Annotated in this window: 20 protein-coding genes; 9 read left to right on the top strand and 11 right to left on the bottom strand. The window is 71.2% G+C overall.

Annotated elements, in window-relative coordinates:
• Positions 1-82 precede the first annotated feature (82 nt).
• Positions 83-448 (top strand): STAS domain-containing protein, encoded by a 366-nt coding sequence (locus ACZ6TI_RS29295; protein WP_465348387.1) that lies wholly within the window; start codon positions 83-85, stop codon positions 446-448.
• Here ACZ6TI_RS29295 and ACZ6TI_RS29290 read toward each other — a convergent pair whose 3' ends face one another.
• The 3 genes from ACZ6TI_RS29290 to ACZ6TI_RS29280 all read right to left on the bottom strand — a co-directional run bounded on the left by ACZ6TI_RS29290 (position 449) and on the right by ACZ6TI_RS29280 (position 3250).
• Complete coding sequence (locus ACZ6TI_RS29290; RefSeq protein ID WP_465348386.1) at positions 449-1705, bottom strand: PP2C family protein-serine/threonine phosphatase; 1257 nt, start codon at positions 1703-1705, stop codon at positions 449-451. It lies immediately after the preceding gene.
• A gap of 502 nt (positions 1706-2207) precedes the next feature.
• Entirely contained in the window at positions 2208-2639 is a 432-nt protein-coding gene (locus tag ACZ6TI_RS29285) for a hypothetical protein (protein WP_465348385.1), read from the bottom strand.
• A gap of 215 nt (positions 2640-2854) precedes the next feature.
• Positions 2855-3250, bottom strand: coding sequence for a winged helix-turn-helix transcriptional regulator (locus tag ACZ6TI_RS29280; RefSeq protein WP_465348384.1), 396 nt, complete (start codon positions 3248-3250; stop codon positions 2855-2857).
• 44 nt (positions 3251-3294) lie between these two features.
• Between ACZ6TI_RS29280 and ACZ6TI_RS29275 the strand changes: the two genes are divergently transcribed.
• Positions 3295-3492 carry a nitroreductase/quinone reductase family protein gene (locus ACZ6TI_RS29275; RefSeq protein ID WP_465348383.1) on the top strand — a complete coding sequence of 66 codons (198 nt, stop codon included), beginning with the start codon at positions 3295-3297 and terminating at the stop codon, positions 3490-3492.
• Here the strand turns inward: ACZ6TI_RS29275 and ACZ6TI_RS29270 are convergent.
• Complete coding sequence (locus tag ACZ6TI_RS29270; protein ID WP_465348382.1) at positions 3485-4420, bottom strand: hypothetical protein; 936 nt, start codon at positions 4418-4420, stop codon at positions 3485-3487. The two genes, ACZ6TI_RS29275 and ACZ6TI_RS29270, sit on opposite strands and share 8 nt — an antisense overlap.
• Positions 4421-4735: 315 nt before the next feature.
• On the opposite strand from ACZ6TI_RS29270, the gene ACZ6TI_RS29265 reads away from it, so the two are divergent.
• Both ACZ6TI_RS29265 and ACZ6TI_RS29260 read left to right on the top strand, forming a co-directional pair.
• The gene (locus ACZ6TI_RS29265) at positions 4736-5038 is read left to right on the top strand and encodes an ArsR/SmtB family transcription factor (protein ID WP_465348381.1); all 303 of its coding nucleotides are present in this window, start codon (positions 4736-4738) and stop codon (positions 5036-5038) included.
• Entirely contained in the window at positions 5035-5541 is a 507-nt protein-coding gene (locus ACZ6TI_RS29260) for an SRPBCC domain-containing protein (RefSeq protein ID WP_465348380.1), read from the top strand. Before ACZ6TI_RS29265 ends, ACZ6TI_RS29260 begins: the two co-directional genes overlap by 4 nt.
• 3 nt (positions 5542-5544) lie before the next feature.
• On the opposite strand, the gene ACZ6TI_RS29255 is transcribed toward ACZ6TI_RS29260, so the two are convergent.
• Positions 5545-5910 carry a LapA family protein gene (locus ACZ6TI_RS29255; protein WP_465348379.1) on the bottom strand — a complete coding sequence of 122 codons (366 nt, stop codon included), beginning with the start codon at positions 5908-5910 and terminating at the stop codon, positions 5545-5547.
• A 126-nt stretch (positions 5911-6036) separates the two neighbouring features.
• Between ACZ6TI_RS29255 and ACZ6TI_RS29250 the strand changes: the two genes are divergently transcribed.
• Positions 6037-6948, top strand: a complete 912-nt coding sequence (locus tag ACZ6TI_RS29250; RefSeq protein ID WP_465348378.1) for a CAP domain-containing protein — start codon at positions 6037-6039, stop codon at positions 6946-6948.
• A gap of 61 nt (positions 6949-7009) precedes the next feature.
• Here ACZ6TI_RS29250 and ACZ6TI_RS29245 read toward each other — a convergent pair whose 3' ends face one another.
• Positions 7010-7588 carry a DNA-directed RNA polymerase II gene (locus tag ACZ6TI_RS29245; RefSeq protein WP_465348377.1) on the bottom strand — a complete coding sequence of 193 codons (579 nt, stop codon included), beginning with the start codon at positions 7586-7588 and terminating at the stop codon, positions 7010-7012.
• Positions 7589-7694: 106 nt separating this feature from the next.
• Between ACZ6TI_RS29245 and ACZ6TI_RS29240 the strand changes: the two genes are divergently transcribed.
• Positions 7695-8936: a GNAT family N-acetyltransferase gene (locus tag ACZ6TI_RS29240; protein WP_465348376.1), complete on the top strand. Its 1242-nt coding sequence runs from the start codon at positions 7695-7697 to the stop codon at positions 8934-8936.
• A gap of 17 nt (positions 8937-8953) precedes the next feature.
• Positions 8954-9253, top strand: a complete 300-nt coding sequence (locus ACZ6TI_RS29235; protein ID WP_465348375.1) for a hypothetical protein — start codon at positions 8954-8956, stop codon at positions 9251-9253.
• On the opposite strand, the gene ACZ6TI_RS29230 is transcribed toward ACZ6TI_RS29235, so the two are convergent.
• The 5 genes from ACZ6TI_RS29230 to ACZ6TI_RS29210 form a co-directional block, all read right to left on the bottom strand.
• A complete protein-coding gene (locus tag ACZ6TI_RS29230) occupies positions 9250-9723 on the bottom strand; it encodes a ribose-5-phosphate isomerase (RefSeq protein ID WP_465348374.1) in 474 nt (157 codons plus the stop codon). The genes ACZ6TI_RS29235 and ACZ6TI_RS29230 overlap by 4 nt on opposite strands.
• Before the next feature lie 13 nt (positions 9724-9736).
• The gene (locus tag ACZ6TI_RS29225) at positions 9737-10651 is read right to left on the bottom strand and encodes an alpha/beta hydrolase (protein WP_465348373.1); all 915 of its coding nucleotides are present in this window, start codon (positions 10649-10651) and stop codon (positions 9737-9739) included.
• Positions 10651-11847, bottom strand: coding sequence for a DUF1015 family protein (locus ACZ6TI_RS29220; RefSeq protein ID WP_465348372.1), 1197 nt, complete (start codon positions 11845-11847; stop codon positions 10651-10653). Before ACZ6TI_RS29220 ends, ACZ6TI_RS29225 begins: the two co-directional genes overlap by 1 nt.
• 10 nt (positions 11848-11857) lie before the next feature.
• The gene (locus ACZ6TI_RS29215; RefSeq protein WP_465348371.1) at positions 11858-12046 is read right to left on the bottom strand and encodes a hypothetical protein; all 189 of its coding nucleotides are present in this window, start codon (positions 12044-12046) and stop codon (positions 11858-11860) included.
• Between the two features lie 70 nt (positions 12047-12116).
• The gene (locus ACZ6TI_RS29210) at positions 12117-12743 is read right to left on the bottom strand and encodes a mycothiol-dependent nitroreductase Rv2466c family protein (protein ID WP_465348370.1); all 627 of its coding nucleotides are present in this window, start codon (positions 12741-12743) and stop codon (positions 12117-12119) included.
• A 130-nt stretch (positions 12744-12873) separates the two neighbouring features.
• On the opposite strand from ACZ6TI_RS29210, the gene pepN reads away from it, so the two are divergent.
• Together pepN and ACZ6TI_RS29200 are read left to right on the top strand one after the other, a co-directional pair.
• Positions 12874-15429: an aminopeptidase N gene (gene pepN, locus ACZ6TI_RS29205; RefSeq protein WP_465348369.1), complete on the top strand. Its 2556-nt coding sequence runs from the start codon at positions 12874-12876 to the stop codon at positions 15427-15429.
• A 40-nt stretch (positions 15430-15469) separates the two neighbouring features.
• Positions 15470-16042 (top strand): Uma2 family endonuclease, encoded by a 573-nt coding sequence (locus tag ACZ6TI_RS29200; protein WP_465348368.1) that lies wholly within the window; start codon positions 15470-15472, stop codon positions 16040-16042.
• The last annotated feature ends 35 nt before the right edge of the window (positions 16043-16077 follow it).

The raw sequence follows: 16077 nt of genomic DNA, 5'->3' as shown, positions 1-16077 counted from the left end.
GCCTCGTCGTGGGTTCGGCCACGGCGGTTTCCGTACCAGACGCATAAGGTGGAGTTGCAAAGAGTCCGCACTGGGAGGCGTTGTGGATCTGTTGTTGTCAGCCCGGCCGGGCCGGGGGTGCACCCTCGTCGAGGTACACGGTGACCTCGACATGGCTACCGCCCCACAGCTGCGTGACGATCTGCAGCGGCTGGTCGATGCCGGTCACCGCCAGGTAGTGGTGGACATGGCCGCGGTGGGATTCATGGACTCCAGCGCGCTCGGCACACTCGTGGTGATCTTCAAGGCGCTGGGGGATGTCGGCGGCCGGCTGTGCCTGGCCGCGGTGCAGCCCGCCGTGCTGAGCATCCTGAAGATCACGTCGTTGGATCGGGTGATCGACCTCTATGACACCGTGCAAGCAGCCGAAGCGGCTGCGCCGTCCGTGGACGGCACAGCCACCGGGTAGTCAGTCGGGCAGCGCTGAACTGGCCCGTTCGGGGTCTGCCCCTGAGGTGGCGCGCCGGTCTGCTCCGTGCCCGTCGTACCAGTCCAGCATCAGCAGAGTCGCGTCATCGGCCAAGGTCGGACCGGCCACCTCGAGCACCGCGTCGGCCAGCGCCCGGACAGCCTCGCGCGGGTGCAGATCCTCGATCGATCGCAACACGGCCGGCAGATCCAGGGCGGCGGCGCGGCGCTCCCGCATACCGTCAGTGACCAACACCAGGCGGTCGCCCGGTTGCAGCGTGATCTCGCCGTGGTGGAAGTCGGCGTCGGCGAACATGCCCAGCGGGAAGTTGCCCGGCAACCGCACCGGCTGCGCATCCCCGCCGCGTACCAGCAGCGGCGGAACATGCCCGGCGTTGAGCAGCGCGCACACCCCCGTACGCAGATCCAGGCGGCCGAGTACCGCAGTGACGAAGCTGCCGCGCGCACCAGCGTGTTCGGCCACTGCGGCGTTCGCACCGGCGGCCTGCTCCACCAGGGCCGCCCCACGTCGACGGGTGTTACGCAGACTCCCCACACCGAGGGTCGCCGTCAGCGCGCTGGCTACGCCGTGGCCCATCGCATCGGTGACACTGAAATGCAGCACGTCGCGGCCCAGGCTGTAGTCGAACGTGTCCCCACCGATACTGCCGGCCGGTTCCAGCCAGCCGGACAGGGTGAACGCGCTGGCCTCACACGTGAACGAGGCCGGCAGCAGACGCCGCTGAATCTCCGCCGACAGGGTGAACGGGGTCGTGCGTTGTCCCCACTCGAACACGTCGGTGTGCCGGCGGTTCGCGATCACCACGAACGCCAACGCATGCGCCGTACGCGCGATGTCCTTCAGGACTCCCGCGGCCGGCTCCTCGGGCAACGCCAACTCCAGCAGGCCGATCACCTCACCGCGTTCGGTCACCGGCGCCAGCACCGTCCAGCCGTCAGGCCCGGCGAGGACCTGCGCCGTCTGGGTGCGCACCGTCTGCTCGGCGGGACCGCCGTCGAACGGCAGCACAGTGGCGACCTCGTCACCGTCGCGGCGAGCCGCGCCCGCGCTTTCGAACGGCACGTGCGCCAGTCGCACCAGTGCCCGGCCGCTGAGGTCGGCGATCAGGAACGACACGGTACGCGCGCCGAGCGCCGCACCGAGCTCACGGGTGACCGCCTCGACCGCTTCCACCGGCGAGGCATCCTCCGCCGCGTCCAGCATCCCGGCCAGGACCCGCCCTTGACTGATCTCCACTCCCGGAGTCTAGGAGCGACCGCCGCTCACCGTCATCGCATGGTCGCCCGGGCGCGCAGCGTGAACCCCACGGACTGCCAGACAACGCGGACCCGCAGCATCGGGGCCGCCTTGCGCGACGCGGTGGACGTCTGCGAGGGCACGTCTGGAAGCTGACCATCGACGACGAGCATCCGCACTGGTCTCGGCTACCAGGCGGAGAAGCCGTGCCCTTGCCTGAAGAACGAGATGAGGCCTTGGCGCCGGCGGTTCGAGATCTGGCGACACAGGCGGATCACCGGTCGGTAGCGGCCGTGACGATCGCTGAGAGTGCACCTGTCCGGAGGTCGGCACGGCGATCGCTGCCGCGCCGCTTCGCGGCTTGCCACCGAGTGTCGGAGTTCCGCTTGAAGAGCCGGCCCAGCGCTGTCGTAAGCCGTCGTCGAGAGACTCGCGCCGGTGGCTCTACCGCGGTTCCTCCGACGATGCTTCGGGCGGCACCAGCACCACGTGGGTGCCGCACTCACGCGCGGCCCGGAAGAGGACGTCCAGAGGCCTTGACCAGCGGGCTGGACGCGAGGCAAGGCGCACGGCGGAAGCGGGCATGCCCGGCCGCCGCTCGTCGGCCATTGGCGGCCCAGTAACCGTGATCAACAGGGGCCGTCAGCGGGCACGAGCGGCAGTCAGTCACCCATACTGAAACGGCAAGAACCGCCTGCACCTCGACATCAAGGTCGCCGAGGGTCTCCCGGCGGACGAGCGCCGGGCCCGGATCGAGGCCGAGGCCGCTCGCATCGAGCAGGCCGGCGCCACGGTCGACCGGGTCGTCGACGAGCCGGAGAAGTTCTGGGTGGTCATGCGCGATCCCGAGGACAACGAGTTCTGCGTCATCTAGCCGGGCCGTCTCAGGTCCGACGCCCGGCGGCCGATGCGTAGCGACATGGTTGACGCGCACGTTTCCGCGCGACCTACGGCCTGCCACCCCGGGACTTCCGCGCCGGCTACAGCCCGACTTCCCGACCCCCGGCCCAAACGATCTGCGCGGCCAGATCGGCGGATAAACCAAACCCATTTGATTACGCGCACAGCAACCTCCCGCCCCCACAGCGACCTGATCAGTGCCCCAGGCCGTTGCGCCCCCATCCGGCCCGCCGCCCGGCCCGGCCGCCGTCAGCGCAGTGGGGTTACCTCGGTGTCTTGTGCGTGCAGCGGCTCGCCGCAGTGGGAGCAGCGGATCTCGGCCGTCGTGGGTTGGCCGCAGAGTTCGTGCCGAATCAGCGCGGGCGGGCCGGCCTCTCCCGTCGTCCACCGGTCTCCCCAGGCGCTCACCGCGAGCAGGATGTCGCACAGCTGCCCGCCCTTGCCGGTCAGGACGTAGTCGAGACGCTGCGGGTGCTGGGCGTAGGTGCGCTTGACCACCATCTCCTCGCTCACCAGACGGTTGAGGCGCAGGGCGAGGATCTTGCGGGACACGCCCAGGTGGACGTGCAGGGCGTCGAACCGGGTGACCCCGATGAAGAGCTCACGCAGGATCAGCGCGGTCCACGGCTCCCCCAGGATCGCCATGGTGCGGGCGATCGAGCAGTCGATGGTCTCGAACGACGTCCTCGGTGCACAACCTGCGCGCCAACCCCTCCGTGACCGTGGAGATCGGCGCCGGCTCCCATGCGGCCATGGCGGTCGTGACGGCCGGCGAGGAGCGCGATCGGCTCTACGCGATGGTCGCCGGGGGCGACTACGAGAAGAATACCGACCGGGTCTTTCCGGTCATCGTCCTCGACGGCGTGCCGGTTCCTTCGGTCAGTTGAGCTGGGCGCGCAGGGCCGGCGAGGCCTGGCGCAGGGCGGAGCCGCCGGAGCCGACCATCAGCCTGGCGCAGTTGTCGAGTTCGACGTAGATCTCGTCGCCGCCGGTCATCAGGACCGCGAACGTGTCGGCCGGGGTGGTGCAGGCGGGTGCGGCGGCCGCCGTGTTGATCTCCTCCTTGACCTTCGTCCACTGGGCCGTCGTCAACTCGCGGCCGCTGACGAACTCACCGGGGCGCTTGCCGGTCTTCTCGGCATCCGCGGGCACCCGGTAGACGCAGAGCTTGATCGGGGCCGGGCCGTCGTAGACCGGGCGGACCTTGTCGGGCGCGGGACTGAACTCCGCCGTCGCCGAGATCATGTCGCCCCAGCCCTGGGAGCAGCCGGTCCGGGCGGCCTCCGCCGACTCGATCTCCTTGACCGGCGTGCCCGAGACCCGGGTGAGCCGGAGCCGGTCCGCGGCCTCGCGCACCTCGATGCGGGGCTTGCCGCACTCGTCGACCGGCACGCCGGGGCGTATCCAGCGATCCTGGTCGTCGAGCAGCACCAGCCACGGCGGAATGATCAGATCCATGGTGCAGGGGCCGTCGGTCTTCGGCCGGTCGGGCAGGCGCAGGGCGGTGAGCAGCGCCGCGATGTCGTCGGCGCGCTCCTCGGTGGCGACCATGGCCTCGCTGCCGTCGGCCTGGCGCTCCGGCCGCATCGCGCAGATGACCGCGGCCGTGGCGGAGAAGTCGTCGCCGAGCAGCGGCAGCTCCATGGCGTCGGTGGCGTCCGGGAAGGCCTCGGGGCACGCCGTCCAGGCGTCATGCACTTCCGGTGAGCCGGGCCGCGACGGTGTCCCGGGACCGCCCAGCCCGCTGCCCGCGCACCCGCCGGCCAGCAGTGCCGTGACCACACCCATCGCGATGCCGATGCCTACCCGCCCCATGCCGCCCCCTCAGTCCCGAGTCCCGCAGACTTACAGACGGCGTCCGGCCCGGCGAAGTTCCCGACCGCCGCCACGGGTCAGAGCCGTCTACGGCCTGCCGCCGCGGGAGTTCCGGGCCGGCGGTGAGCCGGTGGCACGGCCGGCCGCGCAGGCGGAGCTGCGCGCGCTGGACCGGTGGGCCGGTGGTGCCCAGCGGCCTGGGGCACCCGCCTAGATCGCCGTGGGGGCAGGGCTTCGCTGTGCGCGTATCGAAAAACGGGGTTGACATGTGACCATCTGGTCACCTAACTTTGCGTCATGACGGATGACGACCGGGTGTTCAAGGCGCTCGCTGATCCGACCCGTCGATTTCTGCTCGATCTGCTCTTTCAGCGTGACGGCCGCACGCTCACGGAGCTCGAGTCGGAGCTGGAGATGACGCGGTTCGGCGTGGCCAAACACCTCAAGGTGCTGGCCGAGGCGGATCTCGTCGTGGTGCGCCGCTCGGGCCGGGAGAAATTGCATTTCCTCAATCCGGTGCCGATCCGGCTGATCCACGACCGGTGGATCGACAAATACACGGAGCGTCAGGTGACGGCGCTCGTCGACCTCAAGAACGCGCTGGAGGAAGAGCAATGACCACCACACAGGTGCACCGGATCTGGATCAAGGCCAGTCCGGAGAAGATCTGGACGGCGATCGTGGATCCGGCCTGGAACGAGCGATATGGCTACGCGGCGCCGGGCTATTACGAGTTGACTCCGGGTGGTTCCTACCGCTCGACGCCGAACGAAGGGATGCGTGAATTCGCCAGGCAGAACGGCTTCACCATGCCGGAGACCATCGTCGACGGCGAGGTGATCGAGGCCGACCCGCCGCACCGCCTGGTGCAGACCTGGCGACTGCTGATGGACCCGACCACGGCGGCCGAGCCGTTCTCGCAGGTGACCTATCTGATCGAGGAGTCGAAGCGGCAGCCGGGCACCTGCAAGCTGACCGTCACGCACGAGCTGCCGGGCGCGCCGGCCACCGCGGCGATGGTCGCGGGGACCGACGAGGAAGGCGCCGGCGGCGGCTGGGCGTGGATCCTGAGCGACCTGAAGTCGGTGGTCGAGACCGGCAAGGCCTTCCAGGACCAGTAACGCTCAGTGACCGCGGCGGATCTGCCGACGCAGTTGCAGGATGCGCAGTGCGGCGACCGCCATCGCGATGATCGCGCCGCCGACCCCGGCGATCAGCAATGCCAGGGCGATCGGGATCTGCCCCTCGAGGGCGAAGAACGAGATCTGCACCTTGGACGTGTTCTGCGCGATGAAGATGATCAGCAGGATCAGCACGACGACGCCGGCCCAGACCCCGATCCAGACCGCTCCGGTCCGGGTCCGGTTGGCCCGGGCCGGCGCGTCGGTCGTGTCGATGGTGGTGTCGGTCGTCGCGAGCGGCGCCGGCTCGGGCGTGAAGGGGGCCGGCGGCTCGGGAGCGAGCGGCCTTTCCTGGGGTGACGACGTCATGACACTGAGATGCCCAGATCGGCGGTTCGCCAACCGTTTCTGATTTAAGACCTTACTAATAGACAAGCGTCGAAACGTCCAGTTAGCGTCGCTGCGCCCCCACACGTTCTCGACGAAATCGGACTCATGCGCAGACCCGCTCTTCTCTCCGGTGGCCTCGCCCTGGCCGCCGTCGTCGCCGGGATCGCCGTCGCGGCCTCCGCGAGCGCCGGCACCAGCACCTACGAAGCCGAGGCCTCGGTCAACACGCTCTCCGGCGGCGCCCACGCGGTCTCCTGCCGGCGCTGCTCCGGCGGCAGCCGGGTCACCGGCCTCGGCGCCGACGGCACGCTCACCGTCACGGGTGTGCTGGCCGAGCAGTCCGGCGCCGCCCGGCTGGCGATCTCCTACACCGCGGCCTCGACCCGCACCGCCCAGCTCACGGTCAACGACACCGGCCCCAGTGCGACGACCTTTCCGGGTACGCGCTCCACGTCCCGCCCGGCCACCATCACCGTGGACGTCACTCTGGCGAGCGGCGAGAACACGATCGCCTTCGGCAACCCGGACGGCGTGGCGCCGGACATCGACCGGATCGTGGTGACCACCACCGGCGCCACTCCCCCGTCCACGCCGCCGTCCACCCCGCCGTCCACTCCGCCCGGCGAGTTCGAAGCATTCGAGGCCGAGGTGGTGAGCATCGTGAACACCGAGCGGGCCACCGCCGGTTGCGCCGCGGTGACCGCCGACGACCGTCTCACCGCGGCCGCCCGCGGCCACTCGGCGGACATGGCGGCCCGCAACTACTTCAGCCACACCACGCCGGAGGGCGTCCAGTTCGCCACCCGGATCACCAACGCCGGCTATGTCTGGTCCGGCGCCGGCGAGAACATCGCCAAGGGTCAGCGCACTCCCCAGCAGGTGATGACCAGCTGGATGAACAGCGCCGGCCACAAGGCGAACATCCTCAACTGCGGCTTCCGCGACCTCGGCGTCGGCGTCGCGGCCGCGGCGGACGGCACCCTGCTCTGGACGCAGGACTTCGCCAGCCCACGGTGATCTCGTCGAAGGCCTGAGCGGGCCGTCCGGTGAGCCGCGGCCGCCGGACGGCCAGGGCCGGTCAGAACAGGCCCAGCACCCAGCGGTAGGCGTCCATCACCCAGTCGGTCTGGCGCAGGTGGGCGATGCCGACGCCGGCCAGGAAGAGCGCGGTCACCATGTGCGACCCCTTGGCGCCGCGGCGGACCCGGCCGAACTGCTTCTCCAGCACCAGGCGCCCGACCAGCCGGCAGAGCGCGAAGAGGCCACCGGCCACCGCGAGGCTGCAGACGAACACCACGATCGGGGCGGTCAGATCCTCGCCGTCGCTGGAGATCACCCAGATGCCCCAGCAGACGAACGCGAACAGCAGGCCGGCGCTCGACCACTCGCCGCCGCGGCGCAACTCGCGCACCCGGCCGCCCAGCGAGCGGGGTGGCTCCGGCGCGGCGGTGCCCGGCCAGCCGGTGCCGGTGGGCTCGTGATCGGCGGCGAACTGCGCGGTGCGCGGATGCGGGTTGACCTGGGCGCGGCCGCGGGAGAACGGGCTCGGATCCGGCGGTGGCGGCGGCGGGTGGCCGGGCATCGTGGGCTGCTCGGCCCAGGGATCCTGCGGCGGCATGTCGAGCGTCCGCTCCGACCACTGCGGTTGCTCCGGCATCGTGCTCCCCTCCCGATTTTCGGCGGCGGGTGGGCGCCGCCGACTTCGAGAGTAACGACGCCGCAAATCACTCGACCCGGCGTGCCCGGTCCGTTACACAGATGCCATGGACTCCCCTGCCGAGATCACCATCCGAGCCGGCGCCGCGGAGGACTGGGAGGAGATCTCCCGGTTGCTCGGTTTCGTCTTCCACGACCCCGACGAGGAGGCGGAGCGCGACATCGAGGGTTCGGTGTTCGAACCCGAGCGCGCCCTGGTCGCCACCGACGGGGAGCTGGTGGTGGGACACGCGGCCGCATATACGAGAGAGGTGACCGTGCCCGGGGCGATCCTGCCCGCCGCGCACGTCACCCTCGTCGGCGTCGCGCCCACCCATCGCCGGCGCGGGCTGCTGAACCGCATGATGCACCGCCAGCTCACCGAGGTCGCCGCGGCCGGCCGCGAGCCGATCGCGACCCTCTGGGCGAGCGAGACCAAGATCTATCCGAGGTACGGGTACGGCCTGGCCGCCCAGCGCCTGCTGGCCGACGCGATGCCGCGGGAGCTGCAGATCACCGCCCCGGTGCCGCCGAACCCGTCCGGCCGCCTCCGGTTGGCCGACCCGGCCGCGGCGATCGGCGACCTGTCGAAGGTCTATGAGCAGTTGCGCCCCGAGCGGGTCGGCTGGTCGTCCCGCGACGACCGGTGGTGGCGGTTCGTGCTCAGCGACACCCCGTCCCGGCGTGGCGGCGCGACCCAGCAGCACGCGGTGGTGCACGACACCCCGCACGGCCCGACGGGATACGCGCTGTGGCGCACCAAGGGCAGCTGGGGGGCGCACGGCCCGGACGCCACGGTGACCGTCCGCGAGGTGGTCGCCGCCGACCCTGAGACGTACGCGACCCTGTGGCGCTTCCTCTTCGGTGTCGACCTGTCCCGGCACACCAAGGCGTCCTACCTCGCCCTGGACGAGCCGCTGCAGCACATCGTGGACGAGCCGCGCCGCCTCGGCCTCGATGTGAAGGACGCGCTCTGGGTGCGGATCGTCGACCTGCCCCGCGCGCTGGCCGCCCGGCGCTACGCGACGCCGATCGACGTGGTGCTGGACGTGACCGACGGGCTGCTCGCCGGCAACACCGGCCGGTGGCGGCTGACCGGCGGCCCGGACGGCGCCGCCTGCACGCCGAGCACCGACCCGGCCGACCTGTCCTGCACCGTGCTGGAGCTGGGCTCGGCCTATCTGGGCGGGCCGACGCTGGCCGCCCTGGGCGCCGCCGGCCGGGTGCGCGAGCTGACGCCGGGCGCGCTGATCAAGGCCTCGACCGCCTTCGGCTGGCATCGCCTGCCGAACCCGACCGAAGTGTTCTGAGGGGTAGGTTCCTTCGCATGGGTGAACCCGAACGCCGACGCCGGCGGCTCCGGACGCCGTCGCCGTCGCCGCCCCCGGCTCCGGAGCCGGCCCCGGAGCCGGCCGTCGAGGTCAAGCCGGCGCGGCCCGCCGGCGACGAGTCGGAGCGTGGGCTGCGCGGGCTGGTCGGCTCGGGTTCGTCACAGGTCAGCGTGGGTGCGGCGATGCGCGCACGGGACGCCGCCCGGCCGACCGAGGAGCAGCTGGCCGAGGCGGAGACGCTGGCGGTCGTGCGGCGCAACTGGACGCCGCGGGAGGAGCTCCCCCGCAACCGCTAGCTCGCCGGCAGCGCCGGGAGCTCGCCGGTCGTCTCATAGGCCGCGAGTTGGTCGATGCGGCGCTGGTGGCGCGGATTCCCGGAAAACGGCGTGGCCAGGAACGCGTCCACGAAGGCGGTCGCCTCCTCCGGCGTGTGCTCGCGGGCGCCGATGCTGCACACGTTCGAGTCGTTGTGCTGGCGGGCCAACTCGGCGATCTCGACCTTCCAGACCAGCGCCGACCGGACCCCGGCGATCTTGTTGGCGGCGATCTGCTCGCCGTTGCCCGAACCGCCGATCACGACACCCAGGCTGCCCGGGTCGGCCACCACGCGGGCGCCCGTGTGCAGGCAGAACGCCGGGTAGTCGTCCTCGGGGTCGTACTCGTGCGGACCCACGTCGACGACCTCGTGGCCCTGCTTCTGCAAGTGCTCGACGAGGTGGTTCTTCAGCTCGAAGCCGGCGTGGTCGGAGCCCAGGTAGACGCGCATGTAGTGGATCCTCTCAGAAGGTCAGCGCACTGCGCAGGGCAGCCGCGACCTGGTCCGCGGCGGCCCGGGCGGCGTCGATGACGGCGAGCTTGCGGGCGAATCCGTGGTTCATCTGGGCATAGCGGGTGTGCACCACCGGCACGCCCGCGACGGCGAGCGCGTCCGCATAGTCCGCACCCTCGTCGCGCAGCACGTCGAACTCCGCCGTGATGATCAGGGTGGGCGGCATCCCGGTCAGATCGGCGGCGAGCGGCGCCACGTCCGGCGACCAGCGCTGGGCGGCCTCGGGCACGTAGTAGGACCAGGCCGCCTGCATCGATTCCCGGTTCAGGCCGAACCCGCCGAGCTCCGAGTAGGACTCCGAGGCCAGCATCGGGTCGATCACCGGATAGATCAGCGCCTGGTAGTCCAGCGGGGTGGCCGCGTCGCGCTGGCGGCGGGCGACGACCGTGGCGAGCTGGCCGCCGGCGCTGTCCCCGGCGATCGCGATCCGGCTCGGGTCGACGCCGAGCGCGGCGCCCTCCTTGCGGAGGTGCGCCAGCACGGTCTCGACGTCCTCGGTCTGGGCCGGGTGGGCGTGCTCGGGGCTGAGCCGGTAGCCCACCGAGAGCACCGCGCAGCCGGAGCGGTCGGCCACCCGCCGGCAGAACCGGTCGACGGTCTCGATGCTGCCGTAGCACCAGCCGCCGCCGTGCAGATAGACCACGACGGGAGCGCCGAACGAGGTCGCATAGAGCCGGCAGGGCACCCCGTCGGCGTCCACGTCGACCACCACCGGCAGCGGGAACGCCGGACCGCACTCGGCCTCGTTGGACGACTCCATCGCATCCCGCAGGAACCGCACCTGGGTCATCGCGTCGGCGGTGCGCACCTCTTCCGGTGGCGCGGGCCGCAGCGCCGCGGCGGCGGTGATCTGCGGGTGCAACATCAGCGGGCCTGGGCGAGGACCAGCCCGGCGCGGGCCTTCGGCGTGAACCAGGTGCTCTTGCGCGGCAGCTTCTGCCGTTCCAGGTTCACCGCCACGAAGTCCTCGACACTCACCGGGGCGATCAGCACGGCCAGCTCGGACCGGCCGGCGTCCACCTCGCCGCGCAGCCACTCGGCCGGGTAGTCGCCACCGACGTAGGACACACGCTTGTCGCCGGCGTCCAGGCCGAGGACGCCGCCGAGCAGCACTCGCTCGACCCGGGCGTGGTCGAGGTTCTCCACCTCGGGCGCGGCGGGATCGGCGGGCAGCCGGACGGCGAACGAGCGGCCGCCCGCGTACAGCTCGATGGTGCCCTTGGCCGGAATGGCCGCGGGGCGCTGCAGCGCCTCGACCTCCGCGCCGGCCGCGTGCAACCGCGAGATCAGCTCGGGCGCGGGGATGGGCAGCTCGCTGACCAGGCGGTTGTAGGGCTGGATGGCGACCGAGGCGGGGGTGGTGACGACCGCCAGGAAACGCGGCAGCCCGCCAGTCTGCGCGGCCAGGCTGCGGTGGTTGCCGTCGGCCACCACCAGCTCGCCGCCGCCGGCCAGGGCCAGCAGCTCGGTCTGCCGCGGCCCGGCCGGGACGGTCCAGACCTGATGGGCGCGCCCGGACTGGTCCACATCGGTCGCATCCGGCTCGCCGGCCGCGTCGGTGGCGGCGATCAGGGCGGTGTGCAACTCGTCGCCGCGCCCGGTCTGCAGCAGCAGCACCGGGGACAGCAGCGTGCCCAGGGTGTCGGCCAGCGCGACCCGCTCACGCACCTTGGAGAGGAACACGTCCTCGTTGCGGATCACCAGGCCGGGCTCGTCGGCGCTGGTGGAGATCTGATCGGTGTCGACCATCGCCCACAGCCCGACGGCCGGCGGCTCGCCCGGCGCGCTGATCCGATAGAGCACCGCGACCTGCTCGGACGGTGTGTAGGCGCCGCGGGCCTGCTGGTCGGCGAGCCGCGCCGCGGCGTCCGGCAGCGACTCGGCGAAGGACTTCCCGGCGGACGCGGGGGCCAGATGCGGCATCTCCACGGAGAGCGCGGAGTCGGGGTTCGCAGCGATGATCGCGGTGATCTCCGCGTCGTCGGCGAACTCGTCGTAATTTTGCGCGCCGGTGGCTCCGGCGCTGATCCAGGCCCTCGGGATCGGGTGCGCGACCGTCATGTGCGGCACTTTAACGGGACGGCCTGCGGTGCCGTCCCACCGGCATGTTCGCACGTGACCGCTGCAACTGCGCGCGCCGCAGATGACCCAGCGGGCGCTCCACCGGAACGCTCGTCACGGTCACCGGCGGCGCGACCATCGCGGCGAGCGCCGGATCCGACCATGCCCCGAGCTGCACGGTGATCACCGACGTCGCCACTGCATCGTTCTGAGACACAACCGTCCAACGAGGCGGACCGCTCCGAGGTGCCGCGCCCGCTCGAGACGGCTCAGTCGAAGATCGGGCCTATATCCCGGCTGCGCTTGAGCTCGAAGAAGCCCGGGGTGCCGGCCACCAGCACGACGCCGTCCCACAGCTTGCCGGCCGCCTCGCCCTTGGGCGCCGGGGTCACCACCGGGCCGAAGAACGCCACGGTCTGCCCGTCCTCGGGGCCGGGCGCATGGATCACCGGGGTGCCGACGTCGGTGCCGACCGGCTTCATGCCGGCGTTGTGGCTGGCCCGGAGCGCCTCGTCCCAGGCGTCGCTGCCGGCCGCGTCGGCCAGCGCCGGATCGAGCCCGACCTCTTCCAGCGCCTCCTTGTAGAGCCGCTCGTCGCGCTCATATTTCTGCAGGTGGACGCGGTTGCCGAGGGCCGTGTAGAGATCGCGGAGCACCTGCGGCCCGGCGGCCTCGGCGGCGGCGATGCAGACCCGCACCGGCCCCCAGCTGGTGTCCATCATCTGGCGGTACTCCTCGGGCAGGTCACGGCCCTCGTTGAGCACCGAGAGGCTCATCACGTTGAACCGCACGTCCAGTGGTCGCACCTTCTCCACCTCGAGCAGCCAGCGTGAGGTCATCCAGGCCCAGGGGCAGATGGGGTCGAACCACATGTCGACCGTCGCGCGTTCAGTCATGCATCCGATCCTCTCTCTCCAGGTCGGCCCGTTCCGGGTGACGTGTACCACGCCGGTAGGACATAGGCTGACGTGGAAAACTCTTCGACGGGGGCCGCGGGGTCCTCGGCCGTTGCGGAATGGAGTGATCGTGGCCGGAGTGCGAAACCTGACCCAGGTCGAGGCCGCCGAGCGGGCTCGCCTGCTCGAGGTGAGCGGGTACGACATCACCCTGGACCTCACGGACGGCTCCGGCAACCCGGGTGAGGGCACCTTCCGCTCCCGCACCGAGGTCAGTTTCTCCTGCTCGGAACCCCGCGCGCAGACGTTCATCGAAGTCGCGGCGGCCGGCATCCGGGCGGCCACGCTCAACGGCGCGCCGGTGGACACCTCCGGCTGGTCGGCCGAGACCGGCCTGACGCTGACCGGGCTGGCGGCGGAGAACGTGCTGGTGGTCGACGCCGACTTCGCCTACTCGGCGAGCGGGCAGGGCCTGCAACGCAGCATGGACCCGGTCGACAAGGAGATCTATCTCTACAGCCAGTTCGAGACGGCCGACGCCCAGCGGGTCTACGCGTGCTTCGACCAGCCCGACCTGAAGAGCGTTTTCACGTGGCACGCGACCGTGCCGGGCCACTGGAAGGTGGTCAGCAACATGCCACCGGCCTCCTCGGAGAAGGCGGACCTCGGCGCCAAGACCGTGCACTTCACGCCGTCGGTGCGGATGAGCACCTACATCACGGCGCTGTGCGCGGGGCCCTATCACGAGGTGAAGGACTCGCACGACGGCATCGAGCTGGGCGCCTACTGCCGGGCCTCGATGGCGCAGCACATGGACGCCGACGACCTCTTCCGGGTCACCAAGCAGGGCTTCGACTTCTTCCACGAGCAGTTCGGCGTGCGTTACCCGCTGCCCAAATACGACCAGCTGTGGGTGCCCGACTTCAACGCCGGCGCGATGGAGAACTTCGGCTGCGTCACGCACGCCGAGGCGCACTACATCTTCCGGTCGCAGGTCACGGACTATGAATACGAGCAGCGGGCGAACACGATCCTGCACGAGCTCGCGCACATGTGGTTCGGCGACCTGGTCACCATGCGCTGGTGGAACGACCTCTGGCTGAACGAGTCGTTCGCCGAGTGGGCCAGCCACTGGTGCAACACGAACGCCACCCGGTTCACCGACGCCTGGACCACCTTCCTGTCCATCCGGAAGAACTGGGGCTACCGGCAGGACCAGCTGTCCTCGACCCACCCGGTCTACTGCGAGATGCCCGACCTCGAGGCGGTGGAGGTCAACTTCGACGGCATCACCTATGCGAAGGGCGCCAGCGTCATCAAGCAGCTGGTGGCATATGTCGGGCTGGACGCGTTCCTGGCCGGGCTGCGGGCCTATTTCGGCAAGCACATGTGGGGCAATGCGACCTTCGACGACCTGCTCACCGAGCTGGAGACGGCGTCCGGGCGCGAGCTGCGCAAGTTCGCCGCCCAGTGGCTCGAGACGGCTCAGGTGAACACGCTGCGGCCGGTGGTCGAGGTGGGCGCGGACGGCACCTACTCGCGGGTGGTGGTGCGGCAGGAGGCGCCGGCGGCATATCCGACGCTGCGCACCCACCGGATCGGCGTCGGCCTCTACGACGTCGACGGCGACCGGCTGATCCGGCGCGACCTGCTCGAGCTCGACGTGAGCGGCGAGCACACCGAGGTGCCGGCGCTGGCCGGGGTGCGCGCGGCGGACGTGCTGCTGCTCAACGACGACGACCTGACCTATGCCAAGCTGCGCCTGGACGAGGCCTCGATGGCCACCGTGGTGGACCACATCGCCGGCTTCGACTCCTCGCTGGCCCGCGCGCTGTGCTGGGCCGCGGCGTGGGACATGGTGCGCGACGCCGAGCTGGCCACCCGCGACTACGTGGCGCTGGTCTGCAGCGGGCTGCCCGCCGAGCGGGACATCAACCTGACCACGGCGACGCTGCGCCAGGCGCAGACGGCGCTGACCATGTATGCCGACCCGGACTGGGCGCCGACCGGGTGGGCCCGCCTGGCCGAGACGGCCAAGACGGCCCTGGAGGCCGCCGAGCCGGGCAGTGGGTTCCAGCTGGCCTGGGCGCGGGCCTACATCGGCTCGGGCCGAGGAGCACCGGATCTGGGGCAGCTGCGCGGCTGGCTGGCCGGCGAAGGTGTGCCGGCCGGGCTGACGGTGGACACCGAGCTCCGCTGGTCGCTGCTCGAGGCGCTGGCCGCGATGGGCGAGGCCACCGAGGACGAGATCCAATACGAGCTGGACGGCGACCGCACCGCGAGCGGCGAGCGCGAGGCGGCGTACGCCCGGGCGCTGCTGCCCACGTCGGCCAACAAGGCGGCGGTCTGGGCCCGGCTCACCGGCGCCGAGGAGCTGCCCAACTGGCTGCACCGCTCGCTGCTGCAGGGCTTCCAGCACTCCACCCAGATCGCCCTCACCGCGCCCTATGCGCCGGAGTTCTTCGACGTGGTCGACGACCTCTGGAAGCGGTCGGACAGCGAGCCGGCGCAGGAGTTCGTGATGATGGCATACCCGGCCTATCAGGTGCGGCAGGAGACGGTCGACCTGACCGACGCCTGGCTCGCCGGTGAGCACAACGCCTCGCTGCGCCGCCTGGTGGCCGAGGGCCGCGACGGCGTGCTGCGGGCGTTGCAGGCGCGCAAGCGCGACCAAGCCGCGGAGTGATCGTCACCGCGCCGCCACGGGGAGTGAGTAGGCTGGCGGCGTGGTGACGACCGGTCCCGGCGCGCTGATGCGCTGGAGCGCCCCGGCGGGCGCGTGGACGGAGCCCGACCTGCATCTGTTCCCGCAGGACGGGCACCGGTACGAGATCGTCGACGGCAGCCTGCACGTGACACCGCCGCTCGACGACCCGCACGAGGCCGTGGTGCGCGCCGTGGTGACCACGCTGCGCGGCGCCGCTCCGGTGGGCTGGTGGGTCTGCGCGCGGCTGGGCATCGCCGCGGGTGGCAGTCACCTGATCCCCGACGTCACCGTGCTGCGCCCGCACTCGTCCGGCGCCACCTGGTCGGATCCGGCGGACGTGGGCCTGGTGGTCGAGGTGGAGACCGCGCACACCAGCCGTTACGACCGCCTGCTCAAGCCGGCGCTCTATGCCGACGCGGGCATCCCGAACTACTGGCGCATCGCCGCCGGCCCCACGCTGCACGTGCACACGCTCCGCGACGGCGCCTATGCCCAGGAACGCACGATAGCCCCACCCGAGCTCACCAAGCTCACCCAGCCCTACCCAATCCGAGTAACGCCTTCAGCCTGGACCCACGAACCCGACGCCTGACAACGGCCGCCCCCCGCCCCCCGGGTTCACCGCAA

Source organism: Actinoplanes sp. NPDC051388 (assembly GCF_055586225.1).
The sequence above is the reverse complement of the archived record's forward strand: the minus strand, read 5'-3'. Positions and strand labels throughout refer to the sequence as shown.